A 17226-nucleotide genomic window follows, 5' to 3' on the forward strand; every position below is an offset into this window, starting at 1 on the left:
TTGCACTTTGTTTGAAATTGAAGCACATAGGGTTATTAACTATGTGCTTTATCTAATAAAAAACGGGGAGAAATTTTATGAATATACTAGTAATATCTCATATGTATCCTAATAATTATAATGAAAATAATGGGATATTTATTCATAAACAAGTTAAAGCATTAAAAAGCTCTAAGGAAAATGTGAATATAAAAGTTATATCACCAATTCCTTATACACCATACATACTTACATTACTTTCAAAGAAATATAAAGGATATTATAGTATACCTAAAAAGACTGTATGGGAAGGGATAGAAGTTTTTTATCCTAGAGTAGTTTTTCTACCTAAAAATTTAAATTTTAGATCTTCAGGTAAAATTTTATATAAAGGAATTAAAAAGATAACATCAAAATTATATAAAGAGTTCAAGTTTGATTTAATACACGCACATGTAGCATTACCAGATGGATATGGAGCTATTATGTTAAATGAACATTTTAATAAGCCTTTATTAACAACAATACACGGTCAAGATATGAATTATACAGTTAATTTAGATGAGGATTTTAAAAATAAAGTGGTTCATGTATTTGAAAAATCAAATAAGGTTATATTTGTAAGTAATAAATTAAAAAGAGAAGCGGAGAATATAACTGGGCAAAAAAATAATTATGCAGTTATACCTAATGGTATAGAGTTAAATGATATTGTATCAAAAAAAAGCAAAAGTATATCCCAGGAATTTCACGGGAAAAGGTATATTTTAGTTGTTGGTAATTTAATAAAAACTAAAGGTATAGATTATGCTATAAAAGCTTTTTCAAATATACATAATGATTATGAAGATTTAAATTTAGTTATTATAGGAAGAGGAATTGAAAGAGAAAATTTAGAGAAGCTAGCTTTTGAAAATGGTGTTGCAGATAAAGTTATCTTTAAAGGTGCATTGCCTCATAATATAGTTATGGAATATATGAAGAATTGTTATATTTTTGTGTTACCTAGTTATAAAGAAGGTTTTGGAGTAGTTTATATAGAGGCTATGGCACATGAAAAGTTAGTAATAGGGTGTAAGGGTGAAGGAATTGAAGATGTAATAGAAAATTTTAAAGATGGTATATTGATGGAACCAAGAAATTTAGAAGACTTAACAAATAAAATGAAATATGTACTAGAAAATGATAGCATAAGAAAAGACATAGAAAGAAATGCTAAAATAAAAGTTGAAACTAAATATACTTGGACTCAAAGTGCTAATAGTTTATATAGTGAATACTTAAGATTGTATCAATAAAAAGTGAATAGGAGCTTAGGTGATGAAAATATGTATACTCACAACTGGTCATAGTCCAACAGACTCTAGAATATTTCATAAGGAAGCGAAATCTCTTTTAAAAAAATATAAGGATATAACCATAGTTGCACCATATGAAAAAGGAATTCACGAAATTGATGGTATAAAAGTAGTAGGTATAACAAAGCCTAAAAATTTAAAAGATAGATTTCTAATTCTAGAGGAATTAATAGATAGGGCCATAGAAGAAAAAGCAGATATATATCATTTTCATGATTTTGAAATTATATATAAAGCAAAAAAAATAAAAAAGAAATTACCTAATTGCAAAATAATTTATGATGTTCATGAGCATTATCCGGATATGGCTAATATGTCAAATAAGATACCAAAGGTGATAAGACCTTTATCTACATTTTTTGTAGATAAGACTGAACTTATTATTTCAAAGGGATTTGACTATATAATTACTGCAGATGAAGCAGTTGAAAAAAGATTTAAGGTAGTAAATAAAAATGTAGAGGTAATCCATAACTTTACACAATTTATTCCTGAAAAGAAATATGATGTAGAAAAAAAATATGATATGATTTATCAGGGAGGAATTACAATCGAAAGAGGAGCATTACAAATTCTTAAGACTGTTAATATAATTAAAAATAAATATAAATATAAAGATATAAAAATGATATTTGTAGGTCCCTTTGGTTATGATAAGTGTGAAGATATTTTAAAAGAATATATTAAGGATAATAACTTAGAAAAAAATGTAGAATTCACAGGAAAAGTAAAACATGCAATGGTAAGAGAATATATGTATAAATCTAAAATAGGATTAGTTACATTATTACCATTACCTAAATACTTTAAAAATATACCTACTAAACAATTTGAATATATGAGTTGTGGTATACCTGTAATCGGAAGTTATATGCCACCTATAAAGGATTATATTACTGCATACAATTCAGGATTAGTAGTTAATCCAGAGGATGAAAATGAACTAGCAGAAAACGTTATTCGTCTTTTGCAAGATGATAAATTAAGAGACGAAATGGGTAATAACGGTATATATTCTATAAAAGAAAAGTTTAATTGGAAAAAAGAAGAAGAAAAATTATGGAAAATATATGAAGAACTTTGTAATAGAGAAGCGTAGGAGGGAATTATTATGAAAAAATTTAAATTTGCGGTTATAGGTTGTGGAAGAATATCTTACAAGGGCGTAGAAGCTATAATAAATAATAAAGAAGAGGCTGTTTTAGTAGCCACTTGTGATGTAGCAGAAGAAAAAGCTATCGCTAAAAAAGATGAATATATAAAAAATATGAATTGTGAATGTGATGTTAAAGTATATACGGATTATAAAAAAATGATTGAAGATATGGGAATTGATATAGTATACATTGCTACTGAAAGTGGATATCATCCAGAGATAGCAATATATTGCATGAATAAGGGAATAAACGCTATAGTTGAAAAACCAATGGCTTTATCTGTAAAAGATGCTAATGAAATGATAGCTGTTGCTAAAAATAATAATGTTACTCTATCTATATCTCATCAAAATAGATTTAATGCACCAATACAAAAATTAAGAAGTGCAATAGAAGCAGATAGATTTGGTAGACTTGTAAATGGTACAGCAAGAATACTTTGGAATAGAAATATGGGATACTATGAGCAAGCACCATGGAGAGGAACTTGGGCTCAAGATGGTGGTACATTAATGAATCAATGCATACATAATATAGATCTTCTTCAATGGATGTTAGGTGGAGAAGTAGATACAGTATATGCTCAATGTGACACATTCTTAAGAGATATAGAGGCAGAAGATTTTGGAGCTATAGTAATAAGATTTAAAAATGGAGCTATAGGAATTGTTGAAGGTAGTGCATGTGTATTCCCTAAAAATTTAGAAGAAACTTTAAGTATTTTTGGAGAAAAAGCAGCAGTATGCATAGGTGGAATGGCTGTTAATAAAATTGAAACTTGGAGATTTGAAGACGAATTAGAAAAAGAAGAAGATGTAATAAAAGAAGCATCAGGTGAAGTTGACAATGTTTATGGTGCTGGACATACAGCATTATTTAAAGATGTTATAGATGCTATAAATAATGGAACAGAGCCATTAGTTAGTGGAGAACAAGGAAAAAAAGCTATGGAAATAATCCTTGCAGCTTACAAATCAAGATTAACAGGAATGCCAGTTAAGTTCCCAATGGAAAACTTCGCATCAATTGAAATGAAAGATATAAAAAAATTAAAAAACTAATTTTTTAAGTAGAAAGTGAGAACGATGATGAATTATATTTCAGATAAAAGTAAAATCGGACAAAATGTAAAAATAGGAAGATTTGCTGTTATAGAAGATGATGTAGTTATAGGTGATAATTGTATTATAGGACACAATGTAGTTATTCATAGTGGAACTGTTATAGGTGAAAGTGTAAGAATAGATGATAATACAATTATTGGCAAGTTGCCTATGAGAGGTGTAAATAGCATATTTAAAGATGAAGAAAAATTAGAACCAGCTAAAATCTCACATGAATGTTTGATAGGTGCATCTGTTATAATTTATGCTGGATGTACTATCGGAAGTAAAACTCTTATAGCTGATATGGCAACAATAAGAGAAAATGTAACTGTAGGAGATAAGAACATAATAGGTAGAGGTACTACTATTGAAAACTTCTGCAAAGTAGGGAATAACTGCAAAATACAAACAAATGTGTATTTAACAGCATATTCAGAAGTTGAAGATAATGTATTCATCGCACCATGTGTTGCAACATCAAATGATAATTATGCAGCCCGTTCTAAAGAAAGATTTGGAAAGTTTAAGGGAATAACAGTAAAAAAAGGTGGTAGAATTGGAGCAGGAGCTGTAATTTTACCAGGAAAAATAGTTGAAGAGGATGCGTTAGTAGCAGCAGGAAGTGTTTTAACTAAAGACGCCCCAAAGGAAAAAATAGTATTAGGAAATCCAGCAAAAGTATTTAGAAAAGTTCCAGAAGACCAACTTTTAAAAAATCAATAATAACTTAAAAAAAGTTAGTTTTATATTTAGTATGATAATATGAAAGAATAAGGGGTGTGTATATGACTAAGTTATGTATATTAGCAGATGCTGATAGCATTCACACACAAAAATGGTTAGATTATTTTTCAGGGTTAAATTATGATATACATTTAATAAGCATGAGGGAAAGTGACTATAAATATAGTGGAAACGTAAAAACCTATGTTTTAAAGCCCATGTATAAGAATAAAAGTAGTTACATTTTCTTAGCGCATAAGGTTAAAAAACTTGTAAAAAAGATAAATCCAGACATACTACATAGTTATTATGCATCTAGTTACGGTTTTTTTGGAGCTGTAAGTGGTGTTAGACCGTTTGTAGTTTCAGTTTGGGGAAGTGACGTATATCTTTTCCCAAAATCGAATGGTATATATAAAAAAATACTGAATTACGTATTTAATAAAGCAGATGTATTATGTTCCACAAGTTATGACATGGCAAAAGAAATAAAAAGCTATAATAGTGAAAAAGAAATTGTAATTACACCTTTTGGGGTGGATGTTAATTTATTTAGTAAGACATCAGAGATTTTTGAAAAAGAAAGTATGACTATAGGTATAGCAAAAAGTCTTGAAAAAATTTATAGCATAGATACTTTAATAAAGGCTCTAAGAATGGTTATTGATAGAACAAAAGATACCAATATAAAATTAAAAATTATTGGTGATGGTAGTGAACGAAAAAACCTTATAAATCTTACTGAACAATTAAATTTAAATGAAAATGTTGAATTTGTTGGAAGAGTTAAAAATACAGAAGTTCCGCAATATATAAATAAAGTTGATGTGATGTGTTTATGCTCATTAAGTGAAAGCTTTGGAGTATCTGCAATTGAGGCATCAGCGTGTGAAAGACCTGTAATAGCTTCAAATTGTGGTGGATTAAAAGAAGTTATAAAAGATAATGAAACAGGACTTTTATTTGAACCACAAAATGAAAATGAATTAGCTGATAAAATTGAATATTTATATAAGAATAGATGTGTGGCTAAGGAAATGGGAAAAGAAGGTAGAAGAGTAGTGTTAGATGTGTATGATTGGGAAGAAAATGTTAAAACAATGTCAGATTTATATGAAAGATTATAATTTGGAGGTATTTGAATTTGAGTTATGCAAAAAATATAGCTAGTAACTTTATCACACAAATAATGATAATGGGTTTTTCATTTATTACTAACTTGTTAATAACAAGACAATTAGGTCCAAGTGGAAAAGGTGATTTGGCATATTTAACTTTAATTATATCAACCATATCAGAATATGGTCATTTAGGAATAACATATTCGTTACCTTATTTCTATAAGAAAAGTAAAAGTTCGACACAGGATATATTTAATACTAACATTCTAACAATAATTGCCATATCTTTAATAATTACAATGATTATTATTGGATGGAAAATAGGTGGAAATTTAAATTATAATTGGCTAATAATAGGAATAATGATAGTTACTATTATTGGATCATTATTTGCAAATTTATTTACATCTTATTATGTTGCTGATGAAAAAATATACATGGCAAATAATATAAATTTAAAAAATAATTTTATGAAGACAGTAGTATTACTTATTTTAGTATTCACAGGATGGTTGAACTTAGTATCTTATTTAGGCGTGCAACTTATATTTATATTAATAACAATACCTTTATTATTTAGAAATGTAAGAGCATATAAGTTAAATTTAAGTTCTTATGATAAAAAATTATTAATAGAGCAGCTTAAATTTGGTGGAATGATATATTTAGGAAACTTATTTGTTTTCTTAAATTATAAGCTAGATCAATTTTTAGTTCGTGATATGTTAGGACAAGTACAATTAGGAATATACAGCGTATCTGTTACTTTAGCAGAGATGTTATTTTTAATTCCCTCTAGCGTAGGAACTGCTATAACTGGAAGACTATATAATATTTCAGATGATGCACATGAGCAAAGAAAAATTACTACTGCACTTACAGTTAAGTATGTTTTCTATGTTACTCTAATCTTTTCTATAGGAGCAATACTATTTAGTCCATTAATTATTTGGCTTTATGGAGAGGAGTATGCATCATCTCAACTTCCCACTCAAATATTATTTGTAGGTATAGCATTTGCTTCTATTGGAAAAGTGTCCGGAGGATATTTTCAAAGCATAGGAAAACCATATATACATACGATTATTGCATTTTCAGTATTTATGATTAATTTTGCCTTTAATTTAATATTAATTCCTAAATGGGGTATTAATGGGGCTGCAATAGCATCTACCATATCATACACAGTATATGGTTTTATATATTTGGGAATGTATATATTTAAAGAAAAAATTTCGGCTAAGCATTTATTAGGAATTAGTGAAATTGATAAAGGTATAAAAGATAGAGTAGTAAAATCAATAAAAGCAAGGCTAGCTAAGAGGTGATTAAATGAAAAAAGCGGATTTAAAATTATCTAAGGATAAAATAGTAAAGTATAAATTTTCTATAGCCATTGTAAGTATTGTAATTTTAAGTTTAATAATTACTTTAATGATGACATGGAGAAAATTTGACCCCAATTCATTTAAAATAGAATTTCCAGATAAGAAATTAGAAAAAGCGATTAAAGATGAATTAGGAATTAGATGGAGAAGTTTATATATTGAAGATACTAACCGTGTATCAGTTTTAAATTTAGCAGATTATGAAATAACAGATTTAACTGGTATAGAGAATTTTAAAAATTTAAAAGAGATAAATTTAAATAAGAATAAAATAGAAAATTTGGAACCATTAACAAAATTGCATAAACTTAATACATTAAAGTTTGATGATAATAAAATATACGATATAAGTCCTTTAGGGAATGTTAAATCATTGATGAATTTAAGTTTAACTAATAATTATATTACAGATATTAGTTCATTAGCATCTTTAAATAATTTAGTTGAATTAGATTTAGCTAAAAATAATGTATCAGATGTGACATCTTTATCTAATCTTCAAAGTTTACAAAGATTGAATTTAACTTTAAATAGAATAAATTCGATAGAATCTCTAACGGAGTTAAAAGAATTAAGATTTTTAGATATTACATCTAATTATATAAATGATGTAAATTCTATAAATAAAATAACATCATTAGAAGAATTGAAGATGAATAATGATGGAATTTCTAACATACCTGATTTATCACCACTAACAAATTTAGAAGTTTTACAATTATCAAATAATAAGTTAACTAACATAGATTTTGTAAAAAATAATAAGAATCTTAGAGAATTAAACATATCATATAATGACATTAGTGATATTAGTCAACTTGCTAGTTTAGAAAATATAGAGATACTAAACATAAGGCTAACTAAAGTTAAGGATATAAGTGTATGCTCAAATATGAAGCAGCTTAATGAAATCTATTTAGATAAACATATAAATAGAGAGCCTATAAAACATTTAGTTAATAATTTTAGTCAAGCAGATGATGAAACAAAACTATATCTACTAGAGGAAAGGTATAAGTAATATGGATATTATATTTTTCAAGTTAATATTAATATTTTCAGGATTAGCACTTTCTGCTTATTTATTTTATAAGGCATCAGGTACGTTAATGCCTAATAAATTAAATTTAATTTCATATACCTTTTATCTTATTATTTTACAATCATATATAGGGGTTAGTTTAGCATATTTAGGTGATAGAAAGCACTATATGATTGGATATATTATAGAAGATAAAAATATAGATAAAACTTTCTATTTATTATTGTTTACCATTATAGTAATGCCATTAACTATATTATTAATTGAAAAAATATTTAATGTTGATGCTAAAAGAGACTATGATATATATTTAAAAAAAGAAGTTGAGACAAGTAATGAAAAAAATGTATTTTTAATTACAGCAGCTGTATCAGCATTTTGCATAATGGTAATGACATATATGTTTGTTAGAATTGGTTATATACCAATCTTTAAACTAATATTTAAAGATCCTAATTTGGATTTAGCTTTAGAAAGAATTAGAATATCAAACATAACATCATATGTAGCAAATATTTTTGTATTAACATTCATACCAATGTTATCATATTTAGCATTTACATTTTGTATGAATGTTAAAGATAAAAAGTGGAAAATATTATTTTCTATATTATTCATAAGTTCGATTTTAATAAAAACTTACAATTTTGCTAAGGCACCAGTGGTATTTTACTTATTTGTATTTATAATTATATACATATATGTAAAAGGAGAAATAAAATTAAAATTATTTATTCCATTAGTTGCATTTTTAGGAGCAATTATATTTGCTATGTATGCTTTAAATGGAAGGTTAAATCATATATTTAGTATCTATGAAGGGCCACTTGGAAGAACTATATATACTCAAGCAGTTACTCTAATATTCCATATAGATTTATTTACTTCAGGACTGCCGTTACTGATGGGACGTAGTTTTTCGCCTACAATATTGTCATTGGTAGGTATAGGGCAAAGTCATATAAGGTCTGCTAGAGTTGTTATGACTTATTATGGGAGTAGAAATGTATATAAAGGTATAGCTGGAGTTATGAATGCTATGTTTATTGGAGAAGCTTTTGCTAATTTTGGTGTAAAAGGTGTGGTATTTGCAGCAATATACATGGGTATACTGTTTGGAGGTATATTTATAATATTCTTAAAATGCAAAAAAGATCCTATAAATATAACTTTATTTGCAGTTTTAACATCAAATTTTGCAATAACAAGTCAAGCAGGATTCTGTGATTTTATGTATAGTTCTAGTACTATTAGTATAATAGCACTTTTGATGTTTATAAAATACTCTACGTTCATATTTGAAAAGTTAAATATAAAGTCATTAAAAAGAAACTAGTAAATATAGATAAGCATACATAATTAATATTTTAAAATTATGATTTGCTTATCTTATATTATTAATAAAAAAGTTTATTTTGGAGGAAAATATGCAAAAAAAATGTATAGTTCATTTACCATTTTACATAAATACAGAGCATCCATCAGGATCGCAAATAAGACCAGTTAAAATAATTAATGCATTTAAAGAAATAGGATATGATGTAGAAATTATAAGTGGATATGGTAAAGAGAGAAAGACAAAAATAAGTATTGTTAAAAATAATATAAAAAATGGAATGAAATATGATTTTGTTTATAGTGAGAGTTCTACAGAACCAACACTATTGACAGAACAACACCATCTACCAGTATATCCAACTTTAGATTTTGAATTTTTAAAGTTTTGTAAAAAGAATAATCTTAAGGTAGGACTATTTTATAGAGATATATATTGGAAATTTCCTATATATAAAGAAAGTGTTGGATTGTTGAAAAGAACATTTGCAAGCTTTTTTTATAAATACGATTTAAAAAAATATAATAATATATTAGATATTTTATATTTACCTTCAATGGAAATGAAAAAATACATATATGAGATTAAGAATTTAAATGTAAAAGAATTGCCTCCAGCAATAGATTTAAAGAAAGATATAAATGTAAAGAACTCTATTGAAGATAATAGGCTAACTATATTTTATGTAGGTGGAATAACAGGGTTATACGATTTAGAAAAGCTTTTCTTAGCTGTATCTAAATGTAAAAATGTAAAACTTATAGTATGTTGTAGGGAAAATGAATGGAAAAAATCAAAGGATAAATATGAACAATATTTAACTGGAAATATAGAAATTATTCATAAATCAGGTAATGAGTTGGAATCCTATTATAAAAAAAGTGATATTGCAAGTCTATTTTTTGAACCATCTGAATATAGAAGTTTTGCAATGCCTTTAAAACTTTTTGAATATATGCAATATGAAAAACCAATAATAGCAACTAATGGAACCGCTACGGCTAAATTTGTAGAAAAGTATGATATTGGATGGAATATAGATTATAATGTTGAAGATTTAATTGAATTACTTAATAATATAGGTAATAATAATATTGAAATATCTAATAAAGTTAAGAATATATCAAATATATTAGAAGATAACACATGGAAAGCAAGAGCATTGCAAGTATCTAGAGATTTACAATAATTAAGAGGTGAGATAAATTATGAAAATAGTAACTGTAGTTGGAGCTAGACCACAATTTATAAAGGCTGCAGCAGTATCCAATATATTAAGAAAAAAACATACTGAAATTTTAATACATACAGGACAACATTATGATACAAATATGTCAGAAATATTTTTTGAGGAATTAAATATTCCTAAACCTAATTATAACCTTTCAGTAGGTTCAGGCGGACATGGTAAACAAACTGGAGAAATGATGGAGAAACTAGAGGAAATTTATAAAAAAGAGAAACCAGATTGTGTTTTAGTATATGGCGATACTAATTCTACATTAGCAGGTGCATTAGTTGCTAGTAAAATGTTAATACCAGTAGCTCATGTAGAAGCCGGACTTAGAAGTTTTAATAAAAATATGCCAGAGGAACAAAATAGAATTCTTACAGATCATATTTCTAAATTTTTATTTATTCCAACTGAAAGTGCAAAGTTAAATTTAAAAAATGAAGGTATAAATAATGGTGTTCATAATGTTGGAGATGTTATGTTCGATGCTGTATTACATTTCAAGACTATAGCAGAAGAAAAAAGTAAAATAATAAGTGAATTAGGATTAGAAAAAAATGAATATATATTGACAACTATACATAGAGCTGAAAATACTAATTCTATAGATAGATTAAGAAATATAATAGAAGCATTAAATGAAAGTAAAGAAAATATAGTCCTACCATTACATCCTAGAACAAAAAAGTATATGGATGATTATGGATTAAAGTTTAATGAAAATATAAAAATAATAAATCCAATAGGATATTTAGATATGCTTTCACTTGAAGCTAATAGTAAAAAGATAGTTACTGATAGTGGTGGAGTTCAAAAAGAAGCGTTTTTTATGAGTAAACCATGTATCACTATGAGGGATGAAACTGAATGGATTGAAACTGTTGAAAATGGATGGAATATAATAGTTGGAACAGATAAAGAAAAAATATTAGACGCTATCAAAAACTTTATTCCTAAAAAAGAAAAAGAAGATATTTTTGGAGACGGAAAAGCAGGTCAAAAGATAAATGATTTATTAGAAGTTAGTATCCATTAATAAAGGAGAGTTTACATGAATTATAGATATACCGTTTCAGTAGTCATTCCTTGTAGAAATGAAAAAAACTACATAAAAGAATGTTTAGATTCTTTTGTGAATCAGACATATCCTAAAGATTTATATGAAGTTTTAGTTTGCGATGGAATGTCTGATGATGGTACGAGAGATTTAATTAAAGAATATGAAGATAAATACGATAATATACATTTAGTTGATAACAAAGGATTAACAGCTCCTAAAGCTATGAATGAAGGAATACGATATAGTAAGGCTGATAGTATAATAATATTTGGAGCTCATGCGTATGCTGATGAAAAATTTGTAGAAAATAATATGAATTTATTATTTAATAATAAAGAGGTAGGTTGTGTAGGTGGTCCCATAGAAACTATTAGTGAAAATGATAAAGGAACAGCTATTGCCTTGGCAATGAGTTCACCGTTTGGTGTAGGAAATGCATTATTTAGATATGCAAAAGAGGAAATGTTTGTAGATACAGTGGCCTTTGGTGCATATAAAAGAGAAGTTTTAGAAGATATAGGTTATTTTGATGATGAATTAGTTAGAAATCAAGATGATGAGATTAACTTTAGAGTTACTAAAGGTGGATATAAGATATTACTATCTCCAACAATTAAATCCACATATTATAGTAGAGGATCCTTTAAAAAACTTTGGAGACAATATTTTCAATATGGTTTTTGGAAAGTTAGAGTAATGCAAAAGCATGGAGGTACACCATCTATAAGACATCTAGTACCAATGGCATTTGTTTTGGGAAATATAGGTGCAGCTATATTAAGTTTATTTTTAAAACCTATATTCTATATTTGGATGTTAGTTTTAGCTTTATACTTAATAGGAGATTTAATATCTTCATTTAAGATAACCAAAGGGAAAAGAAAGCTTTTAAAATACATTCCCATAGTTTTTCCTATATTACATTTTAGTTATGGTATAGGATTTCTAGATGGATTAGTAAATTTTTATGTATTAAAGTCAAATAAAAGGATAAATAAAAATACTAAGACTTCAAGATAGATTAATTAGAAAAGAGTACTTACAATAGAGCATATTAGTGAAAGTATAAATTATAAATTTTAAGGGCCCTTCCTTTAGGTATGGGCACTTTAAATGTTAAAAAGAGTTGGTGATAATATGAATAAAACATCTAAATTATTATATTATTTAATTTGCATATATGTATTAATTTTGCCTATAATAAATGATAAGCTAGGGCTTATAGGTAAAATTCCAGATATTATATTGATGTCAATTATTTTTATTTATGCTATATGTTCATTAATAAATAAAAATAATAGAAAAAAACTTTATTTAAATTTAAACAATTTTATAACCTCATTTTTAGGTATTAGTATAATTGTACTAGCTATAGTTATGGCTTTTTCAACAATATATTCTGCAGAAAAAGGATTAGCATTAAAAGAAACATTTAGATTTGTAACATATATAGCTTTAGTATTTATAGTAAAATATGAAGTAAAAGAAAAGAAAAGTATAGAAAACATAATAAAGTGTTTTGTATGTACAACAGCAATTTTATGTGTATATGGAGGTATACAGTATTTTACCAAGATTGGATTAGATCCAATATTTATATCTTCAGAAGGAACACGTATTACATCGACTATGGAAAATCCAAATGGATTAGGAGCATATTTAGTTTTAAGTTTCTTTCCTATATTTATGTTGATTTTTAATGAAAATAATAAAAAAAGTAAAAGTTTTTACATTATAACATCATTATTAATAGTTATAAATATATTTTTAACTTATTCAAGAAATGCTACTGTTGGATTCATCATAGGACTTTTAGTTTTAGCATTTTTATATAATTATAAATTTTTATCTGTTTTTATAATATTTGTACCAATAATTTTATTTGATAAATCTTTAATAAATAGATTTTCCAACATTAAAATATCTGTGTTAAATGACCCACGAATAAAGCTGTGGAAGGTAGCAGGAAAAATGATAAAAGAAAATCCCATATTAGGAATAGGAAATGGTAATTATGTAGCTCTATATGATCAATATATTGAAAAATATCCAGAACTAAGATACAAAGATTACCATAGATTTAGTAGTCACAACTCATATCTAAAAGTTCAAAGTGAACTAGGGATATTAGGAATAATTTCATTTGTTCTTGTTATTGTAAGTTCTATTAGAAGTGTAGTTAGAGTTTATAAGAATTCTCATAATAAAATGTATAAATTATTTTTCATGGGAGTTATGGCATCTATTATAGCTTTTTTAGCTATGAACTTTTTAGATAATCTATTTTTTTCACCACAGACAACTACTTATTTTTGGTTGTTTATAGCATTATCAGAAAGTATTTTGTTTAATGATTTGAAAATATATAATTAATTTCATAATCTTATAGAATTATAAAATTAAAATATGGCAAGTATTAAAATAAAGAATAAATGTTTATAAATAGATGATGTGGAGGGATACAATGGACGCAAATGACATAAAAATAGACGCTTATAGTGAAATTAGAGGGAAAGCTATACAGTTTGGGATAAAAAGAATTTCAGATATAATATTATCAATTATAGGTATATTAATATTATCTCCAATATTTATAATATTGTGGGCATGGATAAAATTAGATTCAAAAGGACCAGCACTTTTCAAACAAGTGAGAGTAGGTAAGGATGGTAAAAATTTCACCATATTGAAATTTAGAACTATGGTAGTTTCAGCAGAATCAAAAAGAGAATTAGAAATAGATCCTGAAAATATGGATAATTTTGTTTTTCAAAGCAAAAGTGATAATAGAGTTACTAAGAGTGGAAAATTTCTAAGAAAAACTAGCTTAGATGAAATACCACAATTATTTAATGTTCTTAAAGGAGATATGAGTCTAATTGGTCCTAGACCAGAGATACCTGATGTTGTAAAATATTATCCAGAAAGCTATTATCAAAGATTATTAGTATTACCAGGGATAACAGGACTTGCACAAGTAAATGGAAGAGGAGAAATAGAACTTGGCAAAACTGTTTATTATGATTTAACGTACATAAAGAAGTTTTCTTTATTATTAGATATAAAAATATTATTCCAAACAGTTGTAAAAGTGTTTAAAAGTGAAGGGGCATTTTAAATGGGAATAAAATTATTAGATTATGATATTTTTTCAGGAACAAAAGAAGAGCTTATTAAAGAAGTTTTTTCAAAAGAAAAAATAAATATTGTATCTGGAAATCCTGAAATATTAAATCTAGGATTAAATAATAAAAAATTATTTGATTTTTTTACATCAGATAAATCAATAATAATTCCAGATGGAATTGGAACTATTATAGCATCAAAAATAGTAAAAAACCCTATACAAGAGAAATTGGCTGGAATTGAAATAATGGATGAAATAATTAAAGTTTGCAATAGTGAAAATAAAGGTATATATCTATTAGGTGCAAGTGAAGAAGTTTTAGAAGAATGTAAGAAAGAATTAAAAGAAAAATATAAAAATTTAAATATAGTTGGAAGTCATAACGGATATTTTGAGATGAGCAACTGTACACATATTACGAAAGAAATAGAAGAAAAAAAACCATATGCTATATTTGTAGCAATGGGTGCACCAAGACAAGAAGAATTTATTATAAAGAACATGGAAAGTTTACCATGTAGTATATATATGGGTGTCGGTGGAAGTTTTGATGTAATTTCAGGAAAAATTAGTAGAGCGCCTAAATGGATGATAGATTGTGGGTTAGAATGGCTTTATAGAACATTAAAAAATCCTTCAAGAATAAAAAGGTTAGGTGTTATACCTAAGTTTTTAATCACTACCATGAAAAATAGGTAGAATAGGGAGCATATTATGCTCTTTTTTTATAAAAGAATATAATATAGGGTTCCAAGTTGACTTTTAAAATTATCCATTCCAAAACTTGGATACCTAAAATAGTGAGACATGCTCCGAATCACTTAAAATTCAACACTACATTTTGTATGAAAATATTTTAAAGTTATTGAATAAATTTAAATTCGAGCTTGTTTCTCTATATAATTTGATATTGTAACTTATTTTTAAAGTATAGATTATTATTTTAAAGTATTATATAATAGACTGATTAAATTAAAAATATAGATTGCTTTTTATTTCTCTTTAAACTTTTTAGGAGGGGATTAAAATTAAGGTTTTACATATTATATCGGGAAATGATAATGGCGGAGGAGCCAGTCATGTATTAAGTTTATGTAGCAAGGATAATAAATATTTTGAAAATGTTTTAGGTTGTGTAGGCGAAGGATATTTGTCTAACAAAGTAAAAAATACAAATATAAATTATAAAACTTTTCAGAAGAAGGTTTTAAATAATGAAATAGTAAAATATGTAGATGAAAATGATATAGATATTGTTAACTTTCATGGAGCATCACCATTTTTGATACATTTTTTTATAAAAAATAAAATAAAATGTAAAACTGTAGCAACAGTTCACAGTGATTATAGATATGATTTTTTAAATAATAAACTTAAGTATTATTTATATACACCATTAAGTTCATTAGGGTTAAAAAGTTTTGATAATTATATTACAGTTTCGGAGAATTTACTAAGATTGCTAGAAAAAAAGCAGTTTGAAGGAAAGAAAGCAGTAGTTAATAATGGTATAAGAATTAATAAATTTATTGAAAAAGAATCATCAGATCAATTAAAAAATAAATTTAAAATAAATGATGATGATTTTATTTTTGGAGTTATTGCAAGATTTCATCCTATAAAAAATCATGAAAATATAATTAAAGCATTTGCTAAATTTAATAATGATAATAAAAGTTCTAAGTTGCTTTTATTAGGAGATGGAGAATCAAAAGACAGAATAAAAGAACTTATAGTAGAGTTGAACTTGGAGAAAGAAGTTATTTTAGGCGGCTTTGTTGAAAATGTAGGAGATTATTTAAAAATATGTGATTGTACAATTATAGCATCTTACAGTGAAGGTGGTGCTCCACCACTAGCAATGCTTGAATCAGCGGCTATGGAAATTCCAGTCATAACCACAAAAGTTGGAGACTTGGAAAATATAATAAATTTTAATAATGGAATATTGATAAAGTCACAAAGTGAAAAAGATATTTATATAAGCATGTTGGAGGCTTATGATAAAGGTGATAATTTAAAAGTTTTAGGCCATAATATTAAAAATTTAGTATTAAAAGAATTTACAATGAGTAGATTTTGGCAAAAGTATCATAATTTTTATAAAGAAATTTTGAAGGACAAACACTAGATGATTATCTAGTGTTTTTTATATAGTGATTTTAATGAAATTGTGAAAATATTTTTTAAAATAAGAATAATTTACATATGGTTGACTAGTCAACTATACTGTGATATATTTTAAAAATAATTAATAAAGCAATTATAGGGGGATGAAATCTATAACTTAAATTTATACATCAAATTTTTGTTATCAGTTGAGAAAAATAACCACAACTGTTCACTATTCACTCTTAACTTTTAACTAAAATAATCTGTTAGTTATTGAAAAAATATTAATTTGAGTTTTCTCATTTGATAAATGAATAAGTTTAAGATTTAATTTGGAACCCTATATAGGGTTCCAAGTTGACTTTTAAAATTATCCATTCCAAAACTTGGATACCTAAAATAGTGAGACATGCTCAGAATCACTTAGAATTTAACACTGCATCTTGTATGAAAATATTTTAAGGTTATTGAATAAATTTAAGT

At 26.1% G+C, this 17226-nt stretch carries 15 protein-coding genes; all 15 read left to right on the forward strand.

Features of this window, described 5'->3' with window-relative positions:
* Window positions 1-77 precede the first annotated feature (77 nt).
* The 15 genes from ACYUE0_RS03115 (at window position 78) to ACYUE0_RS03185 (ending at window position 16762) form a co-directional block, all read left to right on the forward strand.
* Window positions 78-1277 (forward strand): glycosyltransferase, encoded by a 1200-nt coding sequence (locus ACYUE0_RS03115; protein WP_460269465.1) that lies wholly within the window; start codon window positions 78-80, stop codon window positions 1275-1277.
* Window positions 1278-1299: 22 nt separating this feature from the next.
* The gene (locus ACYUE0_RS03120; protein WP_061993911.1) at window positions 1300-2436 is read left to right on the forward strand and encodes a glycosyltransferase family 4 protein; all 1137 of its coding nucleotides are present in this window, start codon (window positions 1300-1302) and stop codon (window positions 2434-2436) included.
* 12 nt (window positions 2437-2448) lie between these two features.
* Window positions 2449-3555 carry a Gfo/Idh/MocA family protein gene (locus ACYUE0_RS03125; RefSeq protein WP_460269466.1) on the forward strand — a complete coding sequence of 369 codons (1107 nt, stop codon included), beginning with the start codon at window positions 2449-2451 and terminating at the stop codon, window positions 3553-3555.
* Between the two features lie 27 nt (window positions 3556-3582).
* A complete protein-coding gene (locus ACYUE0_RS03130; protein ID WP_460269475.1) occupies window positions 3583-4323 on the forward strand; it encodes an acyltransferase in 741 nt (246 codons plus the stop codon).
* A gap of 62 nt (window positions 4324-4385) precedes the next feature.
* On the forward strand, window positions 4386-5450 hold the full coding sequence (locus ACYUE0_RS03135) for a glycosyltransferase family 4 protein (protein ID WP_460269467.1): 1065 nt from the start codon (window positions 4386-4388) through the stop codon (window positions 5448-5450).
* Between the two features lie 17 nt (window positions 5451-5467).
* Window positions 5468-6772, forward strand: coding sequence for a flippase (locus ACYUE0_RS03140; protein ID WP_460269468.1), 1305 nt, complete (start codon window positions 5468-5470; stop codon window positions 6770-6772).
* A 4-nt stretch (window positions 6773-6776) separates the two neighbouring features.
* Window positions 6777-7853 (forward strand): leucine-rich repeat domain-containing protein, encoded by a 1077-nt coding sequence (locus ACYUE0_RS03145; RefSeq protein WP_460269469.1) that lies wholly within the window; start codon window positions 6777-6779, stop codon window positions 7851-7853.
* A 1-nt stretch (window position 7854) separates the two neighbouring features.
* Complete coding sequence (locus ACYUE0_RS03150; protein WP_061993917.1) at window positions 7855-9210, forward strand: O-antigen polymerase; 1356 nt, start codon at window positions 7855-7857, stop codon at window positions 9208-9210.
* Between the two features lie 91 nt (window positions 9211-9301).
* The gene (locus ACYUE0_RS03155) at window positions 9302-10399 is read left to right on the forward strand and encodes a glycosyltransferase (protein WP_460269470.1); all 1098 of its coding nucleotides are present in this window, start codon (window positions 9302-9304) and stop codon (window positions 10397-10399) included.
* A gap of 19 nt (window positions 10400-10418) precedes the next feature.
* A complete protein-coding gene (wecB, locus tag ACYUE0_RS03160; protein ID WP_460269471.1) occupies window positions 10419-11480 on the forward strand; it encodes a non-hydrolyzing UDP-N-acetylglucosamine 2-epimerase in 1062 nt (353 codons plus the stop codon).
* A gap of 15 nt (window positions 11481-11495) precedes the next feature.
* Complete coding sequence (locus ACYUE0_RS03165) at window positions 11496-12524, forward strand: glycosyltransferase family 2 protein (RefSeq protein WP_061993920.1); 1029 nt, start codon at window positions 11496-11498, stop codon at window positions 12522-12524.
* A gap of 93 nt (window positions 12525-12617) precedes the next feature.
* Window positions 12618-13877 carry an O-antigen ligase family protein gene (locus tag ACYUE0_RS03170; protein ID WP_061993921.1) on the forward strand — a complete coding sequence of 420 codons (1260 nt, stop codon included), beginning with the start codon at window positions 12618-12620 and terminating at the stop codon, window positions 13875-13877.
* 91 nt (window positions 13878-13968) lie between these two features.
* Window positions 13969-14622: a sugar transferase gene (locus ACYUE0_RS03175; protein ID WP_010293017.1), complete on the forward strand. Its 654-nt coding sequence runs from the start codon at window positions 13969-13971 to the stop codon at window positions 14620-14622.
* Window positions 14623-15330, forward strand: coding sequence for a WecB/TagA/CpsF family glycosyltransferase (locus ACYUE0_RS03180; RefSeq protein ID WP_460269472.1), 708 nt, complete (start codon window positions 14623-14625; stop codon window positions 15328-15330).
* Between the two features lie 451 nt (window positions 15331-15781).
* Window positions 15782-16762, forward strand: a complete 981-nt coding sequence (locus ACYUE0_RS03185) for a glycosyltransferase (protein ID WP_061993924.1) — start codon at window positions 15782-15784, stop codon at window positions 16760-16762.
* Window positions 16763-17226: the final 464 nt, after the last annotated feature.

This window comes from Clostridium sp. CTA-19, assembly GCF_054767855.1.